Origin of the sequence: Pontiella sulfatireligans, from assembly GCF_900890705.1 — a bacterium.
GTDB lineage: Bacteria > Verrucomicrobiota > Kiritimatiellia > Kiritimatiellales > Pontiellaceae > Pontiella > Pontiella sulfatireligans.
On the sequence record NZ_CAAHFH010000002.1, the window covers coordinates 2,008,780 to 2,029,030 of the forward strand.

Consider the following 20,251-nt stretch of genomic DNA (forward strand, 5'->3'; position numbering starts at 1 on the left):
TTTAGACAAAAAGCAAAGAAGCGCGCAGGGGAGGAATTCAGGCGCGTTTGGCCTGCGCTTTGGTGGAAAGGAGTCCGCAGGCGGCGTAGATATCGAGCCCGCGGGAGGCGCGGATGGTGGTCAGGAGTCCCTTGTTGTTCAGGGCATCCTTGAATTGCTGCAGGGTGTCTTCGTCGGTGGCGTGCAGCGGCGTTCCCGGAATCGGGTGGAAGCGGATCAGGTTGACGCGGCACTTGATGCCGCCGAGCATGCGGACGAGTTCCTTGACGTGGCGTGGGGAGTCGTTGAGCCCGCCGAAGACAATGTATTCGAACGAAACGCGGCGCTGCCCGCCAAAATCCCACTTGCGGATTTCTTCGATGATCTGCTCCAGCGGATAGGCAATCTGGACGGGCATCAGCTGCTGGCGCTCTTCGTGGAAGGGGGTGTGCAGGCTGATCGCCAGATGGGCCTCGCATTCGTTCAGGAAGCGCACAAGCCCGGGAATGATGCCGATAGAGGAAACGGTGATCCGGCGCGGGCTCATGGCGAAGCCCCACTCGGAGGTGAGAATTTCGACGCTTTTCAGCACTTCGTCCAGATTATCGAAAGGTTCGCCCATGCCCATGTAGACAATGTTGGTGATGCCGTCGCGTTCCGGAATATTGCGGATCTGGTTCACAATCTCGCCGGCGGAGAGCTGGCCCTGAAAGCCCTGCTTGCCCGTCATGCAAAACAGGCAACCCATCTTGCAGCCGACCTGCGAGGAAACGCAGACGGTCTTGCGGTCGTTAAAGGGAATCATCGCTGTTTCGATAAACTGGTCATGCTCGGTGGGGAAGAGATATTTCTTGGTGCCGTCGGTGCTGACCTTGGTTTCGATCGGATCAATAAGGCCGAAGGTGTGGCGCTCGTTGAGAATTTCGCGCGCCTTTTTGGACAGGTTGGTCATCTCGTCGATGGACGCCACCTCCTTGCAGTAGAGCCAGTCGGCAATCTGCTTGGCGGTAAACTTCGGCAGCTTGTATTCCGCAACGAGGGCCTGCAGTTCGGCCAATGTTTTTCCAAAAAGGGCTGTTTTGTTTTGTTCCATGATTAGGTGCTTTCTCTCCAATTTCTCGAAAAGGTTAGGCAGAATAATTGGGTGGCAGAATAATTTTACCTGTGCTGGGACCTAAAATTATTCTGCCACAAAATCATTCTGCCAATACTCCTTCTGTTTCGAAGGCGCATTAGAAATAGATTTCCGTGACAATGTTCCCGAAGGGGATGCCTTTTGCAATCAGCAAATCCCGCACCTCCACGGCCATCGTGGCCTGCCCGCAGATATAATAGCGGACGTCTTGCGGAAGTTGCGGCTGTCCGGCCAGAAAGGCGGTCACCCGGCCAGCATAGACGCCGTCGGCTTGCTCCGCCGAGCAGCAACGGTGATAGCTGTCGCCCAGCGCAGCGGCTAGGTCGTCCTGAAAATAAAATTGATTCAGGTGGCGGACGCCGTGCACGAGCGTTTTGCTGCGGGTCATCCCTGAGCGCACCATGCTGCGGAACGGCGCGATGCCTGTGCCCGTTGCAATCCACCACGCCGGATCATTTGTGCCCAGAAAGGTCCCGTACGGGGCGGAGGCGAAAACAGTATCGCCTGCGCTGAGTTCGGCCAGTTTGGGCGTGAGGAATCCGTCTTCCTTAATATTGAAGAGCACGCTCAGCTCGTCGTCGTTTGCGCCGCTGCAAATGCTGTAGATGCGGGGAGGCTGCTCCTGGTCAATGCCGAGTTTGATCGCCTGGCCGGGCTTAAAGTCGTGTTGGCGTTTGAACCCAATCACAAACACGCCCGGCGCGATTTCTTCGTGGCGGGTCAGCAGCTGCGGCTTCAATTCGGATTCGGCGTTGCTCATAAGAACGGCTGAAGCTATTGGTTTTAGCGCGCGGGTCGAGCAAAAATTGGGTGCGATAACCTCCTGTCGGGTAGACCTGCCAGCCGACACGGCCCCTATTTTTATGCCTGCAAAATCACGGAAATCCAGTGATTGTGCGAATCGTGTATTTAATGAAATATTTTGCAAATAGCCTTGAGTGAAGGCATTACGGATGTACTTATGATCGAATAGGTGTATTTGCCTGCCAAGAGATTGACAGCCTGCGGGATCGGCGTTATATGCACCGGTGCAAGTCAGCGAACAGAAGTGGAATAGGGAGGTTTAAAATGACTGCTCGATACGTTCTGATTTTTTTGTTTCTCGTGCTCTGTGCACCGCTGGCCGTTACGGCCGGCCCCGATATCTACGTTTCGACCACTGGCAGCGATTCCAATGATGGTCTGACCTGGGAAACGGCGAAACTAACGTTGAACGCGGCTAAAAACATTGCCGTTTCTCCATCAATCATCAACGTCGGTCCCGGTACCTTCTCCGGCAGCGGGAATGAAAATATTGACTGGAAATATTCCGATGGCATTGGCGTGGTCGGCTCAGGCCCCTTAGCGACCGTTTTCCAAACCTCCAACACCGGCTTCATCCGCAACCTGAACAGTTGCTCCATCCGCACCCTGTTTTCGGACTTCAAAGTCGTAATCACTGGCGACGGAACCGACGGATGGCGGGCGCCGTTCACCTTCTGGACCACCGCGTCGGAACCGGAGCTGCAGTATTGCAATGCGACGTTCTCGAATCTGTGGCTCAAAGGCGAATATGACGGCGACCAGTTCAGCGGAATTGCCGGCACCCGCAGCTGCTTCAACGGGAATGGAATTTATTTTGGCGGGTGGGGAACGGAAACCGATCTCGAAGGCGAGGCGGTCGTGACACACTGCCTGATTGAAGGCTTTGGCCGTGCCGTGGCCTACGATGACTATCGCGGAGGAACCCTGTCGCACACCGTACAGGTGGAGCGCTGCACCATCGTAAACTGCGCCAGCCCCGACCAGTATTCCGGACATCTCATCCGGTTGCGCGGAACGGGAGGCAACCGCAATATGAACATTAAGGAGTGCGTAATTGCCTACGGAAACTCGGATCCCTACAGCGCGAATACCTATGCTGTATATGACAACGATTCGACCAGTAATCACGTGACCTGCACCAGCAACCTGATTTGGCACATCGGCCCCAATGCGCCCCACGAAAACTACTACAACCCGACCGATCGCATCGACGGAGAGGAGACGGATGAACACTATGAACCGAATTTCAAGACGATCGGCGGCGAGCCCTATGTTCTGGCCGACAGCGTTGAACGAGGCTGGCGCAGCACCGATCCGGAGTACTTTGTTTCCGTGACTGGCGACGACGGCAACGACGGCCTGAGCTGGGCAACCGCCAAAGCCACCCTGGAAGGTGCCAAGGCCATTGCGGTTTCTCCTTCGACGATCAACGTCGGTTCCGGCGTGTTTTCCGCCAACGATAATATTGAATGGACCTACCATGGTGGTGTGAACGTGATAGGTGTCGGGCCTACAGAAACGGTCTTCCGTGTTTCCAACAGTTTTATCATCGGCCTGAACGGCTGCGAAGCGCATACGACTTTCGCCGATTTCAAGGTAGAGATTGTCGGCGACGGTAACGACTGGAGCCGCACTGCGCTCGGGTTGTGGACCGATTCGGAGAATCCGGATCAGCATGTCTGCAATGCGACGTTCTCGAACCTCTGGCTGAAAGGGGAATATGACGGCGACCAGCTCAACGGCATTCCCGGCACAAGCAGCAAGGCCAATGGATCCGGCATCTTTTTTGGTGGCTGGGGAGGGGATACGAGCCTGGCCGGCGAGATCGATATAGTTCATTGCCTGATCGAGGGTTTTGGCCGTGCTGTGGCCTACGACGACTATGCAGGCGGGGCCCTTTCGCATACCGTGCGCGTCGAACGCTGCACCATCGTCAACTGCGCCACCCCCGGTAACGGTGCCGAGCTTATCTGGTTGCGGGGCTCCGGCGGCAACCGGACGATGCTGGTCAGCGACACCGTCATTGCCTATGGCAACGATGATCCCTTGAGCTACAACGGCTTTGCCATTTTCAACCATGACACATTCAGCAATACGGTGGTTTGCTCCAACAACCTCGTCTGGCACATCGGCCCTGACGAGCCGCATACGAGCTACTACGCGCCGGACGACCGCATCGAAGGCGAAGAAAACGACGCCCATTACGAACCTGACTTCAAAACCATAGGCGGTGAACCCTATGTCCTCGCCGACAATGTCGAACGCGGCTGGCGCACCACGCAACCTGAATATTATGTCTCATTTTCTGGCAACGACGCCAATGACGGCCTCACCTGGGCAACCGCCAAGCTTACGCTTAATGCGGTCAGGGCCATTGCCGTTTCACCCTCAATCATCAATGTCGGTCCCGGCATCTTTTCGGGCAGCGGGAACGAAAATATTGACTGGAAATATTCCGATGGCGTCAGCGTGGTCGGCGCCGGTCCCACGGCGACCGTTTTTCAAACAAGCAGCACCGGCTTCATCCGGAATTTGAACAGCTGCCAGACGCGGACACGGTTCGCGGACTTCAAGGTTGTAATTACCGGCGACGGAACCGACGGATGGCGGGCGCCGTTCACCTTCTGGACCACCGCGTCGGAACCGGAGCTGCAGTATTGCAATGCGACGTTCTCAAATCTGTGGCTCAAAGGCGAATACGACGGCGACCAGTTCAGCGGAATTGCCGGCACCCGCAGCTGCTTCAACGGGAATGGAATTTATTTTGGCGGGTGGGGAACGGAAACCGATCTCGAAGGTGAAGCGATTGTGACACACTGCCTGATTGAAGGCTTTGGCCGTGCCGTGGCCTACGATGACTATCGCGGAGGAACCCTGTCGCACACCGTACAGGTGGAGCGCTGCACCATGGTAAACTGCGCCAGCCCCGACCAGGGATCCGGACACCTGATCCGGCTCCGCGGTTCCGGTGGCAACCGAAATGTAAAGATCACGGAGTGCGTCATTGCCTACGGCAACTCGGATCCCTGCAGCGCGAATACCTATGCTGTATATGATAACGATTCGACCAGCAACCAGGTGACCTGCTCCAGCAACCTCATCTGGCATATCGGCCCCAATGCACCGCACGAAAACTATTATCAGCCGATCGATCGCATCGACGGCGAGGAGACCGATGAACACTACGAACCGACTTTCAAAACCATCGGTGGCGAGCCCTATGTGATTGCCGACGATGTCGAGCGCGGCTGGCGCAGTACCGAGGCCGAGCTGCCGCAATATTATGTTGCGACCGACGGCGACGACGGCAACGACGGTCTCTCCTGGGCGACTGCCAAGCTGACGCTGGAAGCGGCACGCAATATTGCAGTTTCGCCCTCAACCATTAACGTCGGCGCCGGAATCTTTTCCGGCGTGGGGAACGAAAACATATACTGGGGCACCTACGGCGGTATCGGCGTGATCGGTGCCGGGCCAACGGCGACGGTTTTCCAGACCTTCAATACCGGCTTTATCCGCGACCTCAACGGCTGTTCGAATCGCACGCTTTTTGCCAACTTTAAGGTCGAAGTCACCGGCGACGGTAACGACTGGTCGCGTGCGGCCTTCCAGTTCTGGTCCACCGCGGCGGAGGAAGATCGCCACTGGTGCAACGCCACCATTTCCAATGTCTGGATGACGGGCGAATATGACGGCGACCAGCTCAACGGCATTCCCGGAACGCGCAGCAAGCGCAACGGCACCGCCGTTTTCTTCGGAGGGTGGGGAACGGAAACCGCCCTCAAAGGCGAGGCGGTGGTTTCGCATTGTCTGATCGAGGGCTTCGGGCGGGCGGTTGCTTATGACGGCTATGAAGGGAGCAGTCTGTCGCACACCGTGAGTGTCGAGCGCTGCACGATCGTTAACTGTGCCAGTCCTGACGGCGCGGCGGCCGATCTGATTCGGTTGCGCGCCTCCAGCAGCAACCGCTGGATGAATGTTCGCGAGTGCGTTATCGCTTATAATAATAACGATCCGTACAGCTACACCGGCTATGCCGTATATAACAACGACTCGCTGGGTAACCATGTGACCTGCAGCAATAATCTCATCTGGCACATCGGCCCTAATGCACCGCACGAAAACTATTATCAGCCGACCGATCGCATCGATGGCGAGGAGACCGATGAACACTATGCGCCGACTTTCAAAACCATCGGCGGCGAGCCCTATGTCCTGGCTGATGATGTCGAGCGCGGCTGGCGTACCACCGAGGCCGAGCTGCCGCAATACTATGTTGCGAGCGACGGAAACGACGGGAACGACGGTCTGAGCTGGGCCACCGCCAAGCTGACGCTGGAAGCAGCACGCAATATCGCGGTTTCGCCCTCAACCATTAACGTCGGGCCCGGTACCTTTTCCGGTGCGGGGAACGAAAATATTTACTGGGGCACCTACGGCGGTATCGGCGTGGTCGGCGCCGGGCCAACGGCGACTGTTTTTCAAACCTCCAACACACGCTTTATCCGCGACCTCAACGGTTGTTCGAACCGTACGCTTTTCGCCAACTTTAAGGTTGAGGTCACCGGCGACGGCACCGACTGGTCACGCTCGGCGTTCCAGTTCTGGACGAGTGCATCGGAACCCGACCGGCAGTTCTGCAATGCCACCTTCTCCAATATCTGGATGAAGGGCGAATACGATGGCGACCAGCTCAACGAGATTGCCGGAACGCGCGACCAGCGTAACGGGACGGCCATCTTTTTCGGCGGCTGGGGAACGGAAGCCAACATCGGCGGCGAGGTCATTGTGTCGCACTGCCTGATTGAAGGCTTTGGCCGTGCGGCGGCCTACGATGGGTACGAAGGAGGCAGCCTGTCGCATACCGTGCAGGTCGAAAACTGTACCATCGTCAACTGCGCGAGTCCCGACCACGGCGATGCCGACCTGATCCGGCTGCGCGGTTCCGGCGGCAACCGTACAATGAACATAGAAAAGAGCATCATCGCCTACGGAAACTCCGATCCGTACAGCGATAACGCTTATGCCATCTACAACCACGAATCGATGAGCAATCATGTGGCGTGCAGTGATAACCTGGTTTGGTACATCGGGCCCAATGCGCCGCACGAAAACTACTACACCCCGGTCGACCGCATCGAAGGCGAAGAAAATGATGTTCACTTCGAGCCTCTGTTCAAAACGAACAACGGCCTGCCCTATGCGCTGTCGTTGGCCGTGGGCGACGGCGTCGAGCGCGGCTGGCTGATTGCTCCTTTGTCGTCGAACGTGGTTATCGAGGTGGACGGCGAAGAGGTGGAGGTTAATGCGCTGGAGGTGCTTCCTGCTTCGGCCTATCTGCCGGCGGGCGCCAGCCTGCAGCTGGAGGCCTGGGCGTGGAACACGGCGGCGCCGGCATCCAACTATAATGTGACCGGCTTGGTGAATTGGTTTTCGGATGCACCGGCCGCCGCGACGGTTTCCAATGGCTGGATACAGGCGGCCCATGGCGGCTTGGCCCATGTCCGGGCGGTACTGGAAGGGCTGTCCGCCGCCGCGGACGTGCTCGTTACCGAGTCGGGCGGCATTCCCGTCAACGATTGGGTTGATGACGGCTTCGCTGTGCTGGAGGCTACGGTCGGGTACGAGGACTGGCATAATATTTTCGATGACAATTCCGAAAACTACTACAAGACCATTCTGATCAACCCGGCCGTCGTGACCGTGACGTTCGATGCGCCGCAGGTGGTGGTAGGGGCCGAGGGGCGCTTCTCGCATGCGTCCTATCACGACTGGACGCTTGAGGTAGCCGGATCGACCGCCGACCTCGAGGACCAGACCAATTCCTATCGCAAGGTGTTTGGTCCCGAACGCCTGACCGACGATCTGTTGCACGACCGCTGGTGGACGGACGTCCCCGCAACGGGAACGGTTTACCGGTTCACCGTGCTGCGCGCCGGGAATCCGGCGGACATCGTGCATATCCGCCGGCTGGCCCTCCTGCCGCTGCTGCCGGAAACCGACATCGTGATGGGGGTTGAAACGGTGCGGGTGAACCGCATTGTGATCGAACCCGACCCGTTCGAGTCGATTCCCGGTCGAACAGAATCGTTCACGGCCTACGGTGAACTGACCTACAGCAACGAGGCGGTTTGGAACGTTAGCGACTATGTCGACTGGTCGGTGGCCGACACCCATGTTGCGGTTTCGCTGGGCGCCGGCGTGGTCGAAAGCCTGTCGCTCGGGTCAACCCCGGTGCGGGCCTTTTCCGGCGATGTGGCAGGAATTGCCACGCTGACCGTACGCGAAGCGCGCGCGGCGGATCTGGATGTGGGCTATGTCCAGCGGACCCCTGCCTACAACCGTTTCCATGTTTCGTATGCGGGCGATCCGCAGGTGGATCCCGCCTACGCCGGCGAGCAAAAGTGGCCGGCACCGGGCGAAACCGTCACCTACACTGCGCACTGCTGGAACCGCGGCGACTTTGCCACCAGCAATGTGGTCTGGCGTTGGGTGTTTGATGGAACGGTGCAGACCCAGGGTGTCCTCGCGGTTTGCGAATCCGGCGTCGCATGGTCCAACAGCTGGAGCGCGCCATGGCCGGCGGACGCCGTCGAAACAATTGCCGAGCCCGGCGGCGCCTACTCCGAAGGTACGCAAAAGCTCGAACGCGGCGTGCCCGGCCACCGCATCCGCTTTGAACTCGATCCGTTCGATGTCATCGTCGAACAGTGCGAGTTGAACAATGTGGTCGATGACGACATTGTCGGAGTTGTCTTCTGGCTGTTCTTCGAGGAAACGCCCTATCGGCTGTTTGCCGGAATGCCCAACCTACTGGAAAGCTATTCGCCCGAAGACTGGGCGCGCATGATGGTTCGCGCCTTCGAACGGCGGCTCAACGCCTGCGGCTGCCCGCAGCCGGTGCGGCTGGATCGGTTGGACGTGTGGCCGGATCTTTCCCTGTCGGGCGCATCGAATCCCGAACGCTGGCTTTCTGACGGAAGCTGGGACTTTATCTTTGATGGATGGCAGGAGGAGGATGTGCTGCGCTATGCCAAGTCTGTGGAAGGCGGGCTGATGCATGAGTGGGGCCACCAGATTGGCATTGTTGATCTCTATCGGGACGATACGGTCAACAGCAAGCTCCTCATCACCACGGGTGGCGTGGCGGTTGCAGGAACGCCCGCCTGCCCGAATCTTTGGGGCGAAACCCTGTTCCATGGAAACATGGAGATCATGCACGACAGCGGCGCCGCGTATTATGTCGAGCCCGAGCGGGGCATGATGGCCAACCACGGCAAGCGCTACTTTTGCTCCAGCACCGTGGCGGGCATGAACCGCAACCTCGGCATGCGGCGCGGCTTCTATGGCGACTACATGGCGGCGGTTCAGTCGAACATCACCCTGCGCGTGCGGCACCTCGACGGCACGCCGGTGGACGGCGCGGCTATTCGCGTGTTCCAGCGCGGGTGGGATGAGATTGTGCCGGACAACCCGAAGTTCAGCGGCACCACTGACGCGTTCGGTGAGTGGGATTTCCCGCACCAGACGTTGCCGGGCTGGGAAGGCGGCATGGATGTCCACAATCCGTGGTCGTCCACCAACAACGGCTATCTGTTCCAGGGTCCCGATGTGGTTGCGCGGAATCGTCTGCTGGTCGTCGAGCTGCAGTTTGACGGGTGGGTGGAGTATCACTTTGTTGAAGTGGACGCCGCCAACCTCGCGTTTGCTGCCGGTGAGACGGAGCGCTGGACGATGGAGCTGACCACTTATGCTTCGCGCGAAGGCAACCACCTTCCGGTGATCGACTTCAACGGGGCGCCGGACACGGTCGAGCTGGTGGAAGGCGAGTTTTTCAGTGCAACCATCTCGGCAACAGATGCCGATGGTGATCCGGTCGTCCTGTCGCGCACGCCGATGGAAAACACAACCTTTGATCCGGCCCGGGGCATCTTCACCTTCCGCCCCGACGCGCTGCAGATCACGGAAGGGGGCGGCCACTACGAATCCATGTATGTGGACTTCGTGGCGGACGACGGCATCTTTAAGTCCACGCGCCGGATGAACTTCCAGGTCGACGACGTGCCGGGCTGGGCGACGCTCGACGAAATCGACACCGATGGCGACGGCGCCGGCAACCTGGCTGACCCGGACGACGACAACGACGGCATGCCGGACACGTTCGAGAACCAGTACGGGCTCGACCCGCTTGCGCCGGACGGCGCAGAGCATGGTGACGCCGACGGGCTGAGCAACTGGGAGGAATACATTGCCGGAACCGACCCGACCAACGGCGCGTCCTGCTTCGAGATTCTATCGATCAGCGGGGGAGGAACCATCATCAGCTGGTCGAGCGCCGCCGCCCGCCGCTACACGGTGGAGTCGGCGACGAATCTGGCCGCGGCGAGCTTCTTGGATGTCGCGGGAGGTAACGGACTTCCGGCCACGCCGGAGGTCAACGCCTTCACCAATCCGCCGGCGGTTGGCCCCGAACCAGTCTTTTACCGGGTCAAGGTGCGCATGGAGTAGGCGTGTTTTATTCGCTGGGGCTCCCTTTCGGGAGCTTCCAGGCAATCAGGATAAACACGATGCCGATACCACCGGCCACGGCTACGCCGGGGACGGAGGGCAACAGGGCGGTGTAGCTTTCGATCCCGGTTTCTGCCAGCGTGATTTTGCCTTCGCCGATTTTTTCAAACAACGCGCTCGATTTTATGGAGCCGTAGATCAAGGTGAAGAGCAGTGCGCCGGCCAGTCCGCCTAGGGTAAAGAAGAGTGCATCCTTGCGCCGCGCACCGGCGGCAACGAGTCCGGTGCCGGGGCAGAATCCAGAAACCGCCCAGCCTATTCCCATGATGGCGCCACCGAGGATGACGCCGCTGTAGGCGGTTTTCACGCTGACATGGCTGCTATCCACCCAGCCGAGCGCCAGCAGCGCAAACAGCAGCAGACTGCTCGACCCAATGCCCAAAAAGATGGCTTTCATTAAGTGAAAATCCTTTAGGCGGAGCATGTCAATGATCCGTTGCGGATTGGCCGCGCCCGCTTTCTGCAGGATGAAGCCGAAGGCGGTTCCAATGAGAATGGCAAAAAGGAGTTCCATCTTATTCCCCCCGTTTATACATAATGATGGCGGTCGGGACGGCGCAGGCAAACGCGCCCATGGCAAACAGATAGCCGCTGATCGAGGTTTGCATCATGCCGCTCATCATGTGCCCGCTGGTGCAGCCGCCCGCGAGGCGCGAGCCAAACAGAGCCAACACGCCTCCCACGAATACCACGATGTAGCGTTTGACGGATGAGTCGCCGAATTTATTCCTCCAAACTTTCGGGGCGGCCAACTCCTTTTTGCCGAGCCGGGTGGTCTGAAGCCGGGAGGCTAGAAAGCCGCCGGCCACCATGGCCAGTGCAAACACAAAGCTGTAGTTCAGCGGCTTGGCGACGCTCTTGGCATATTTGCCTCCGCTTTTGTTCAGATAAGGGTTGGTGCTGCTGTAGCCTGTAGAGGCCTCGGCGTCATCGACCACCAGACCGGGAGAAAACAGATCCCAGATCACGCCGTCAAAAATGACAAACTGGGTGGATACGCCGATGGGTTTTACGCACACCACGGCCAGCAAAAAGGCAATGCCCAGAGCAATGCCGCTCACTTTCCAGTTCCATTGCTTTTGGTATAAAAGGTTTTTCATCAGATGACTCCAGTCAGGCTAAGGGATTCTATTTATAGATAAACGGCAGACACCATAATGCGGGGCAAACACCTCGTCAATTGAAGCATCAAATCTTCTTCGCGCTCATAGTCTTCTTCGTGTAGCTTTTTGTTCCCCTATTTTGGAGAAATAAAATGGAATTGGTGAACCAGTCTGATTTGGATGCGTTGTTTGATTTTCTGCTGTGCCGGACCCCGCAGGCGTGGATCGAGGAAGCGCTGAAGCATGAAGAAATCCTTTTGCAGAACCACTGCTATCTGGAGCAGTGCGCCGCGCGTAACGCGCTGCAGTTGATGTTCCGGTGTCCGGATAAAACCGACGTGCTCTCCAAAATGTCGAAGCTTGCCCGCGAAGAGCTGCGCCACTTCGAGAAGGTGCACGCGCTGCTGACGAAACGCGGCTATGCCTACAAGATTCTCAAGCCGTCACGCTACGCCGGCCTGCTCAACGCCGAAATCCGCAAGCGCGAGCCCGGCCAGCTGACCGATTCCCTCATCGTTGGCGCCTACATCGAAGCGCGCTCGTGCGAGCGCTTTGCCTCGCTTGCCCCGCACATGGATGAAGAGATCGCCGCCTTTTTCAGTTCGCTGCTCAAATCGGAAGCGCGACACTTCAAGGATTATCTCACGCTGGCCGCAAAATATGCCGGCGAGCCTATCGTCGCTCGTGTGGCGTTCTTCGGCGAAATCGAGCGCAGCGCCATCGAATCGCCCGACGGCCTCTTCCGCTTCCACAGCGGCGTGCCGGAGTAAAAGAAGTTTGTAGTTCCGCCTTTAGGCGGCCCACCAGCTGTGCTGGATTTTTCATGTATTAGAGTTCCGAAGAAAGATCGCTTTCCGTCCTTCGGCCGGTGAAGCGATGCTACACCTTGCTTGGTGTAGTGACGTTTCACCTGAGCTTGCGAAGGAAAACGTCCTGTTCGGCAATGAAGTCTCAAACAAGGCGGCTCTGCGGACTAGCCGCCTAAAGGCGGAACTACGAACCGTTTCCTTTACTTCTCCTTGATCCGAATGTTGCGGAACTGGACGTTGGCGCGCTCGGCCTGGAGGCAGATGGCGCCTTCGGAAACCGAGGCGTCCCAACCCTTTTGCACGAGGGTGCCGTTCACGAAGACCTCGACGGCGTTGCCTTTGGCGACGACGCGCATGGTGTTCCATTCGCTCATCGGCTTTTCGGAGCCGTCGGTCAGGTTGAGGCGTCGGCGGCTCGGCCCCTTTTTCCCTGGCGGGGCAATCTGCTCGGGCGTCACCTCGATGGCTTCGCCGATCTCCCAGAAGTCGCCGGCGTTGTCCTTCATCAACTGCACCTCGATCGATTTGGGCCAGACATTCATCAGGCGGGGATCGGAGCAGTGGATGAGGCAGCCGCTATTGCCGCCGGAATCCGGCCAGCGCCACTCGAATTCGAGCTCATAGTTGGAATAGCTTTTTTCGGTGCGCATTACGCCGTTGGGCTTGTCTTTGCCCCCGACGCTAATGACGCCGTCGGCAACCGACCAGATGGTTTCCGGCGCGGCTTTGTCGAGCGTATCGAAGCTCCAGCCGGTGAAATCCTTCCCGTTAAAGAGCGGCTTCCATTCCTCGCCGGCAAAGCTGGCGGAAACAAGGGCTGCGAGCAATATGGCTATCATTGGTTTCATAGCAGTCTCCTGGATTAGTTGCGGCGCTTGATGGGGGCTCCGTCGCCGGGGATCGCGACAACGTCTTCGGGCGGGAGTTTGACGCTGCCGGTCTCGAAGTCCTCGGCGACGATCCCGCAGGTAAAGTTGTACCACTCCGACTTTTCGTTTTGCATCAGGTCGGACCAGCGCACCATCTTGCCGGTGTAGCAGGCAATGCGGCCCATAATGGCGGTGGCGGTGGCTTCGGCGACGATTTGTGCTTCGTTGAGCGGCTGGCCAGAACGGACGCCGCGGATCATGTCGATGAATTCCTGAACGCCCTCGTTGTCGGTGTCCATCTTGGGATCGGGAACGGTGATGGCCGGATCGCCCTTGAGCTTGCCGCCTCCGAAAACGACGCCCTTGGTGCCGCGCAGCTCTTCGCCGACGCGGTTGTAGCAGCCGGAGATCTGTCGGCATTGGCTATGGATGTGGACGTTGTCGCCATAGTCGAGATCGACGCTGAAAAAGTCGAACGAGTTGCCGGTTTCGCGTCGGGCCCGCCCACCGAAGCCGACGGCGGAAGCGGGCGGATGGCCGATGAACCAGTTGGCGACGTCGAGGTTGTGGACGTGCTGCTCGCAGATATGGTCGCCGGACATTTCGGTCCAGTTGAGCCAGTTGCGTGCGAGGTATTGGGCGTCGCTGTCCTCGGGGCGCCGCTCCTTGATCCACGGCACGCGCCCGTTCCAGGTTACGATGCCTCCGAGAATTTCGCCGATGGCGCCGGCGTCGACCAACGCCTTGTTTTTGAGATAGCTCCCCGAGTGGCGCCGCTGCATGCCGGCCGAAACGCCGAGCCCCTTCTTTTTGGCGAGCTCGCCGAGCGCAATTACTTTTCGGCAACCGGGGGCATCGACCGCCACGGGCTTTTCAACAAATACGTTTTTGCCGGCGTTGACCATTGCTTCGAGATGGAGCGGGCGGAAGAGGGGCGGGGTGACGAGCAGGACATATTCAGCGTCCGATTGCGCGACCTTGCGGTAGGCATCGAATCCGCCGAAGCAGTTCTCGGCCGGCACGTTGAATTTCTGGCCGTAGTCAACGGCTGCGCTCTCGAAGGCGTCGGCGAGGGCGACGACTTCGGCGTCGAGGTTTAGGATTTTACAGGCTTTCAGGAAATTATTGAGGTCGCCCTTGCCGCGTCCACCGCAGCCCACCAGCGCGACTTTCACTGTTTTTCCGGGTGCGGCGCTGGCCAGACCGGCCAGGCTGGCGACGGTTCCTGCGATGACGGTTGTTTTCAGCGAACTTCTGCGCGTGCATGCATCAATCATTTCCCACTCCTTGGTTTTGCTTTTTTAATTTGTATAATAGACGCACCGGAAAGGCGATAGTAGACAAGTGAACCTCAAGTTGTTTAATGTTCGGCCATGGTTGAGCAATTGGCAGCAATGGTGGCGGAGGCCGAATCGATCGCGGTGCTGACGGGGGCGGGAATCTCGACGGCGTCGGGCATTCCGGACTTCCGGTCGGCGGGCGGGGTCTATTCCTCGGGCAACGCGAACGTCTTCGATCTGAACGCATTCATCCGCAATCCTTCGATTTTCTACACTTTTGCCCGCTCCTTCTATCCGCAAGTGCGCGACGCCCAGCCCAACGCCGCCCACCAGGCGCTGGCGGAGTGGCAGCGACGGGGGAAGGAGGTGACGGTCGTCACCCAGAATGTGGACGACTACCACCAGCGCGCCGGGTCGTCGCCGGTCTACACGGTGCACGGCAACCATATCCACAGCACCTGCCTGAAATGCGGCGACCGCGTCGAGACGGAAACGCTGCTTCCCCTTATTCTGGCCGGCGAAATTCCGCGCTGCTCCTGTAAGGGGGTTTATAAACCCGACATCACATTTTTTGGTGAAATGCTGCCGGAATACGACTGGGACGCCTCGGTGGCCGCCATCCATCGGGCCGATCTGGTTTTGGTGCTCGGCACGTCGCTCTCCGTTTATCCCGCCGCCGGGCTGCCCGGCTATCGGCGCCTCGGCGCCAAGCTCGCCATCGTCAACCGCGATCCCACGCCGCTTGATCCCGAGGCCGACTGCGTCATCCACGGCGACCTCTGCTCCGTGATGGAGCAGGTCTCGAGCCTTTTTTCGAAAGATCGCCATTAAAAGCTCGAAAACTTTGGCCTGTTTGCTAATCTTTTGACCGTGAAGGCGATTAACCATTTTGACCAAAACCGGCCAGTGCACCTTGCTCGGCGCGATGTTTTTTTTGAGCAGGCGGCATCGATGATCTCCGTGCAGCAGCAGGGTTTTGGGCCGGGGATCAATATTGCCGACTATGAAGAAATCCTGTTTTTGCTGCGCGTGGCGCGCGAGCACTCGCAGTTTTCCATCCGCGAAAGCGGCAAGAACGAAAAGGACGAGCAGTTCGCCAAATTCATTAATATGTTGGCCGGAAACGTGAAGGCGATTCTCTCCATGCTCAATTTAAAAGACATGGTTGAGCGGTCGACGGGCTCGTCGTTCAGCTTTCTCGGCGCCAATCAGGCGTCGGTGGCTTTGCAGGCGGAGGAGTACCAGCGTCGCGCCAGCGACATTGTCCGTTCCATTCAAAGCACGCTGCGGTTGGCTGAGGCCCCCTTTGAGCAACTAAAAGCGGAAAACACGTCTGCCGCCAGCAAGGAAGAACTCGCGCGCTACAACAAGGCGCGCGACCATTTTGCGCAGTTGATCAAAGAGAACAAGCATTGCAGTCCCATTGATCCGAGCGCCCGGAAGTTTGCCCACGTTTGAGCGGATGAAGGGTTGAAAAGTTAAATGGTTTAAGGGACTTTTCTGCAACCCTGAAACTCTGCAACCCTGCAACCCTGAAACTCTGCAACCCTGAAACCCTGAAACCCGGTTTATTCCCGGCTAAACTTGCGGTCGAGCTCGGTGAAGCTGGTGTAGATCAGCGTTGGGCGGCCGCGCGGCGAGGTGTAGGGCATTTCCGTTTTGGCCAGATCGGCCACGAGCTTTTCAATTTCCTGATCGGATAGCTGGTCTTTGGTGCGCACTGCGGTTTGGCAGGCGGCCTGGGCAATGCGTTCCTGCACCAGTTCGCGCTCGCCGCGTTTCTTTCCGGCCTTTTCGAGCTCGCGGGCTATTTCCACTAACAACGATTCCGCCGGCCCGTCCTGCACATAGACCGGCAGAGCATCGATGATGAACGTGTCGCCGCCAAACTCGGAAACGCCAAAGCCCAGTTCCTGAAGGTCGGCTATGTTTTCGCGCACGATCTGCGCGTCCGACGGCAGCAGGTCGACGGTCTCCGGTGCGAGCAGCCCTTGCTTCTGCACCGCATGTTCGTGGGCGGCGCGCATGAATTTTTCGAACAGCACCCGCTCGTGGGCGGCGCGCGGCTCCATCAGCACATAGCCGTCTTCGGTTTCGAGCACCACATAGTTGTCGCCGATCTTGCCGACGATCCGGCACCAGCCCCACGGCGACTGCGGCGAAGCCGCTGGCGCCGGTGAAACTTGAGACGTGAAACGTGAAACTTGAAGGGGCTCTTCACTCGGAGTTGAGCGTTCAATGTTCGATGTTCGAAGTTCCTTGTTCGAAGTTTGATGTTCCGTCTCTTTTGACTTTCGACCTTCGACTTTTTGACCTTTGATCAACTCAGGCCTCACCAGAATCTCATTCATCTGCTTCTGCGTTTCAAACTTGGGGCGGATGGGGCGGGGCGGGGGCGATGTTGGAAGTTGGAAGTTTGAGGTTGGAGGTTCTTCTTCCAATGTTTGGAACGTCAGCGCCTTGTTGAGCGCGGCAACTACGGCGTCGCGCAGCTGGTTGGGGCGGCGGAAGCGCACTTCCTTTTTCGTTGGGTGCACGTTGACGTCGACGAGCGACGGCTCCATTTCGATGAAGAGGAAGACGGCGGGATAGCGGCCTTTGGCAATGAGCGAGTGATAGGCTTCGTTGAGCGCGTGGTAGACCACCGGCGCGGCGGCGGGGCGGCCGTTGACGAAGATATACTGGTCCTGACGGTCCTTGCGTCCGGTTTGCGGGAGGCCCGCATAGCCGGTGATTTTATATTCCGCATCGGAATGGTCGATTTCCAGCAGCTGTTCGAAAAAGCCGTGGTTGTAGAGTTCCGTAATCCGGTCCTCCATTTTGCCGGCCATGGGCAGGTTGTAGACCATGCGCTCGTCCACCTTCAGGCTCATGCCGGTTTCGGGATGGGCGAGGGCGTGGACGAGGAAAAGCTGGCGGATATGCGACAGTTCCGTCTGCTCGGCGCGCAGAAACTTGCGCCGGGCCGGTACGTTGAAAAAGAGGTTGCGGATCTCCATGCGCGTGCCGACGGGGCAGCCGATATCCTCGACGGACAGCATTTTACCGCCCGCAATCTGGATTTCCGTGCCGGACAGGTCTTCTTCGGGGCGGGTGATCAGCGTGAAGCGCGAGACGGAGGAAATGGCCGCCAGCGCCTCTCCGCGAAAGCCGAGCGTGTGGATGTTTTCAATGTCGGCTTCCGAGCGGATCTTGCTGGTGGCGTGGCGCTCGATGCTTAGCAGCGCCTGGTCGCGGCCCATCCCGCAGCCATTGTCGGTGATGGCAATGAGCTGCTGTCCGCCGCGGATCACGTCCACATCCACCTGCGTCGCGCCGGCATCGAGCGCATTTTCGAACAGCTCCTTCATCACGGAGGCCGGGCGTTCAACCACCTCGCCGGCGGCGATCTTGTTGATCACCTGGTCGGGCAGCATCTGGATGACGGGTTTATTCTGCATTCGGCGGAATATAGCAAAACGCTTCCAGCGATTGAAAGAGTGCGGCGCGCCTTTTCGCAGTTTTCCTAAATGGAAAATTGGAACCACAGATTGCCGCTTCGTTGCCGCCGATGCACGCTTAGCCTCCCTCCGTTTCGCTTCGAGTCTCTCAGATGTTCGCCGATTTACACGAAGATACAAAAAACGACCGTGCTCACTTGTGGAGTCGTTAGGGATTCCTTTCAATGACGCATCAATCCGTGTCTATGTCTATTGGTAGCAACGTTGTTCTGCCTGAGCGTCCAAAAGATTAGTAAAAAAAACTAAAAATAGAGAACGGATTATGTTTTTCCGCGTTGCCGGCTGGATTATGAGTTGTAGGCGAAAGCTGAACGGGGATTTATGATGGTGCGGTTTTTGATTCTATTTTTGGCGGCGGCTACGTTTTACGGGTGCGGCAACGATGAGACGGGGGCCGACGCGTCGGAGACGGCCGAAGCCTATCCGGCGGATCTGCAGCGAATGCAGGGCCAGTGGCAGGCGGTCTCCACCAATGTGTTCTGCATGTGCGAAGCGATCATTGTCGGCCCAACAATCCGGCTGCGCTACCAATTGACGCCGGACTCGTCCGTGCTCAAGCGGAACGTGAGCATCAGAAACGTGGATGAAGCACGCAAGATGCTGGTGATGTATGACGGCCTAGGGGCATGGACGTATGACTTAAGGCCGGCCGATGGCGCCGAGGGGTTGGAGCTGCGCTTCTTCGACGAAATCAACCGTGAATGGGCGCAGGTTTTGCTAATCAAGGTGGCGGTTGATGGGGTGCAATAAGAAGAGAGCTGTTCCGAATGGTTCGGCCTAGGGCATTTTCTTCTAAATTTGTCGCTCAGGGATGGCAGGCGGGACGCGTGCGGTACGTATCGCCGCCGTCTCGGCGGCTCCGTTGATGCGAGAATGGAAATTGCTCTTGCTGTTTTAAAGACGGAGGTTGATTTATGTGCGCAATGATCTACAGGCATCGGCCGATACTTTCGGCTCTCATCGCGGCGGGCCTGTCCTGCGTGGCGGGAGTGTTGCTGGTCTTCGGCATGCGGCAACGGTATGAGGCGGGCGTCGCGCCGGCGTCCTCGGTCATGCTGGCCGGCTGCGTGACGATTGTGTTGACCGGCAGCTTTCTGATCGTGGCTTTTTCGCGGTACCGGTTCACCCATCTTTGGAAAACACCGCAGGCCGCCCATTCAAAAAAACACCGGCACCATCGCACGCGCAGGTAGCTGAGATTGGGTGTCGAGCCTCCCTTATTTGCTAGATTGGCTCTATGAACCGAATACGTACGGTGTTTCAATCGGTAAATGCTCTAAGCTTGGAGAGAAAAAAACAAGAGGGATCTGGAGAGACGGGCTCCGTCCCGTCCTATGCTCGCAATGTTCCTCGCCGACCTTCCGTTAGGACGACACAGAGGTTTTTCCTCCATTCCGGTTTTTCAACCGTTAAAGGCTCTAAAAACTGTCTTTGATGACGACTTCGTCGAACGGGAGCATGTCTTTGGTTTGAGGGCTTTCTTTTAGGCCTTTGCCGATGGCGACGAACATGCAGATGGCATGGTCGTCGGGCAGGTTGATGATGTCGCTGACGGTCTCGAAATCAAATCCGTCCATGGGGCAGGAATCGTAGCCCATGGATTGGGCGGCCAGCATGAGGGTCTGGGCGGCGATGCCGCAGGACCGCATGGCTTCGTCGCGCTGGACCTGGTCGAGGCCGGAATAGTAGCGCTCGATGGCCGGCACAATAAATTCCTGCACCGGAGCCGGGGCGGAGCGCCAATAGCGCAGGGGTTCTTTTTCCCAAGCCTTGAGGTCGGCGCAGAGAATCACCAGCAGCGAAGCGGAGGTGATCTGGTCTTGGTCCCAAGCCGCCTCGCGAATCTTCCGCCGCTGTTCAGGATCTTGAACCACTACGAAGCGCCAGTTTTGAATGTTGAATGCGGTAGGCGAGTGCAACGTCAGCGAAAGCAGCTTTTCAAGCTCCTTGGCGGACATTTTATGGCTGGGGTCGAAATGCCGGACGGATCGGCGCGTTTGTATGGCTGCTGGAACGTTCATGACTTTTTTCCTCTTAATTCCGTTCGGAAACATAAGGAATGAATGAGATAAATGGAAGGGCTTTTTTCGGGCTTGGGCCGCTTAGAGCAGATGAAGAAAAACCATAGCTGTTCTGCCGTGGATGATCGGACAGGACAATTGAATGACATGACGATTTGAACCATTCCCTGTGGGTAATTAAGC

At 58.1% G+C, this 20,251-nt stretch carries 14 protein-coding genes; 6 read left to right on the forward strand and 8 right to left on the reverse strand.

The genetic code is table 11. The features are described from left to right. Nucleotides 1–37: 37 nt before the first annotated feature. Nucleotides 38–1,072: a 23S rRNA (adenine(2503)-C(2))-methyltransferase RlmN gene (gene rlmN, locus SCARR_RS21300; RefSeq protein ID WP_136063660.1), complete on the reverse strand. Its 1,035-nt coding sequence runs from the start codon at nt 1,070–1,072 to the stop codon at nt 38–40. A 139-nt stretch (nt 1,073–1,211) separates the two neighbouring features. Further along, nucleotides 1,212–1,874, reverse strand: coding sequence for a ferredoxin--NADP reductase (locus tag SCARR_RS21305; protein WP_136063661.1), 663 nt, complete (start codon nt 1,872–1,874; stop codon nt 1,212–1,214). 308 nt (nt 1,875–2,182) lie between these two features. Between SCARR_RS21305 and SCARR_RS21310 the strand changes: the two genes are divergently transcribed. Further along, complete coding sequence (locus tag SCARR_RS21310) at nt 2,183–10,426, forward strand: Ig-like domain-containing protein (RefSeq protein ID WP_136063662.1); 8,244 nt, start codon at nt 2,183–2,185, stop codon at nt 10,424–10,426. A 7-nt stretch (nt 10,427–10,433) separates the two neighbouring features. Here the strand turns inward: SCARR_RS21310 and SCARR_RS21315 are convergent, their stop codons facing one another. Then, a complete protein-coding gene (locus tag SCARR_RS21315; RefSeq protein ID WP_136063663.1) occupies nt 10,434–11,000 on the reverse strand; it encodes a DUF6691 family protein in 567 nt (188 codons plus the stop codon). 1 nt (nt 11,001) lies between these two features. Then, nucleotides 11,002–11,586, reverse strand: coding sequence for a YeeE/YedE thiosulfate transporter family protein (locus SCARR_RS21320; protein ID WP_136063664.1), 585 nt, complete (start codon nt 11,584–11,586; stop codon nt 11,002–11,004). Between the two features lie 155 nt (nt 11,587–11,741). Between SCARR_RS21320 and miaE the strand changes: the two genes are divergently transcribed. Next, nucleotides 11,742–12,359, forward strand: a complete 618-nt coding sequence (gene miaE / locus SCARR_RS21325; RefSeq protein WP_187356384.1) for a tRNA-(ms[2]io[6]A)-hydroxylase — start codon at nt 11,742–11,744, stop codon at nt 12,357–12,359. A gap of 239 nt (nt 12,360–12,598) precedes the next feature. On the opposite strand, the gene SCARR_RS21330 is transcribed toward miaE, so the two are convergent. Then, nucleotides 12,599–13,246 (reverse strand): 3-keto-disaccharide hydrolase, encoded by a 648-nt coding sequence (locus tag SCARR_RS21330; protein ID WP_136063665.1) that lies wholly within the window; start codon nt 13,244–13,246, stop codon nt 12,599–12,601. 14 nt (nt 13,247–13,260) lie between these two features. Then, a complete protein-coding gene (locus tag SCARR_RS21335; protein ID WP_136063666.1) occupies nt 13,261–14,544 on the reverse strand; it encodes a Gfo/Idh/MocA family protein in 1,284 nt (427 codons plus the stop codon). Between the two features lie 96 nt (nt 14,545–14,640). On the opposite strand from SCARR_RS21335, the gene SCARR_RS21340 reads away from it, so the two are divergent. Further along, nucleotides 14,641–15,378: an SIR2 family NAD-dependent protein deacylase gene (locus SCARR_RS21340; protein ID WP_136063667.1), complete on the forward strand. Its 738-nt coding sequence runs from the start codon at nt 14,641–14,643 to the stop codon at nt 15,376–15,378. A gap of 120 nt (nt 15,379–15,498) precedes the next feature. Continuing rightward, nucleotides 15,499–16,005, forward strand: coding sequence for a hypothetical protein (locus SCARR_RS21345; protein WP_136063668.1), 507 nt, complete (start codon nt 15,499–15,501; stop codon nt 16,003–16,005). A 110-nt stretch (nt 16,006–16,115) separates the two neighbouring features. On the opposite strand, the gene mutL is transcribed toward SCARR_RS21345, so the two are convergent. Next, on the reverse strand, nt 16,116–17,987 hold the full coding sequence (gene mutL, locus SCARR_RS21350) for a DNA mismatch repair endonuclease MutL (RefSeq protein WP_136063669.1): 1,872 nt from the start codon (nt 17,985–17,987) through the stop codon (nt 16,116–16,118). Between the two features lie 381 nt (nt 17,988–18,368). Between mutL and SCARR_RS21355 the strand changes: the two genes are divergently transcribed. Together SCARR_RS21355 and SCARR_RS21360 are read left to right on the forward strand one after the other, a co-directional pair. Further along, nucleotides 18,369–18,797: a hypothetical protein gene (locus SCARR_RS21355; protein WP_168433507.1), complete on the forward strand. Its 429-nt coding sequence runs from the start codon at nt 18,369–18,371 to the stop codon at nt 18,795–18,797. 164 nt (nt 18,798–18,961) lie between these two features. After that, entirely contained in the window at nt 18,962–19,240 is a 279-nt protein-coding gene (locus SCARR_RS21360) for a hypothetical protein (RefSeq protein WP_136063671.1), read from the forward strand. Between the two features lie 225 nt (nt 19,241–19,465). Here the strand turns inward: SCARR_RS21360 and SCARR_RS21365 are convergent, their stop codons facing one another. Further along, the gene (locus tag SCARR_RS21365; protein WP_136063672.1) at nt 19,466–20,068 is read right to left on the reverse strand and encodes a nitroreductase family protein; all 603 of its coding nucleotides are present in this window, start codon (nt 20,066–20,068) and stop codon (nt 19,466–19,468) included. Between the last annotated feature and the right edge of the window lie 183 nt (nt 20,069–20,251).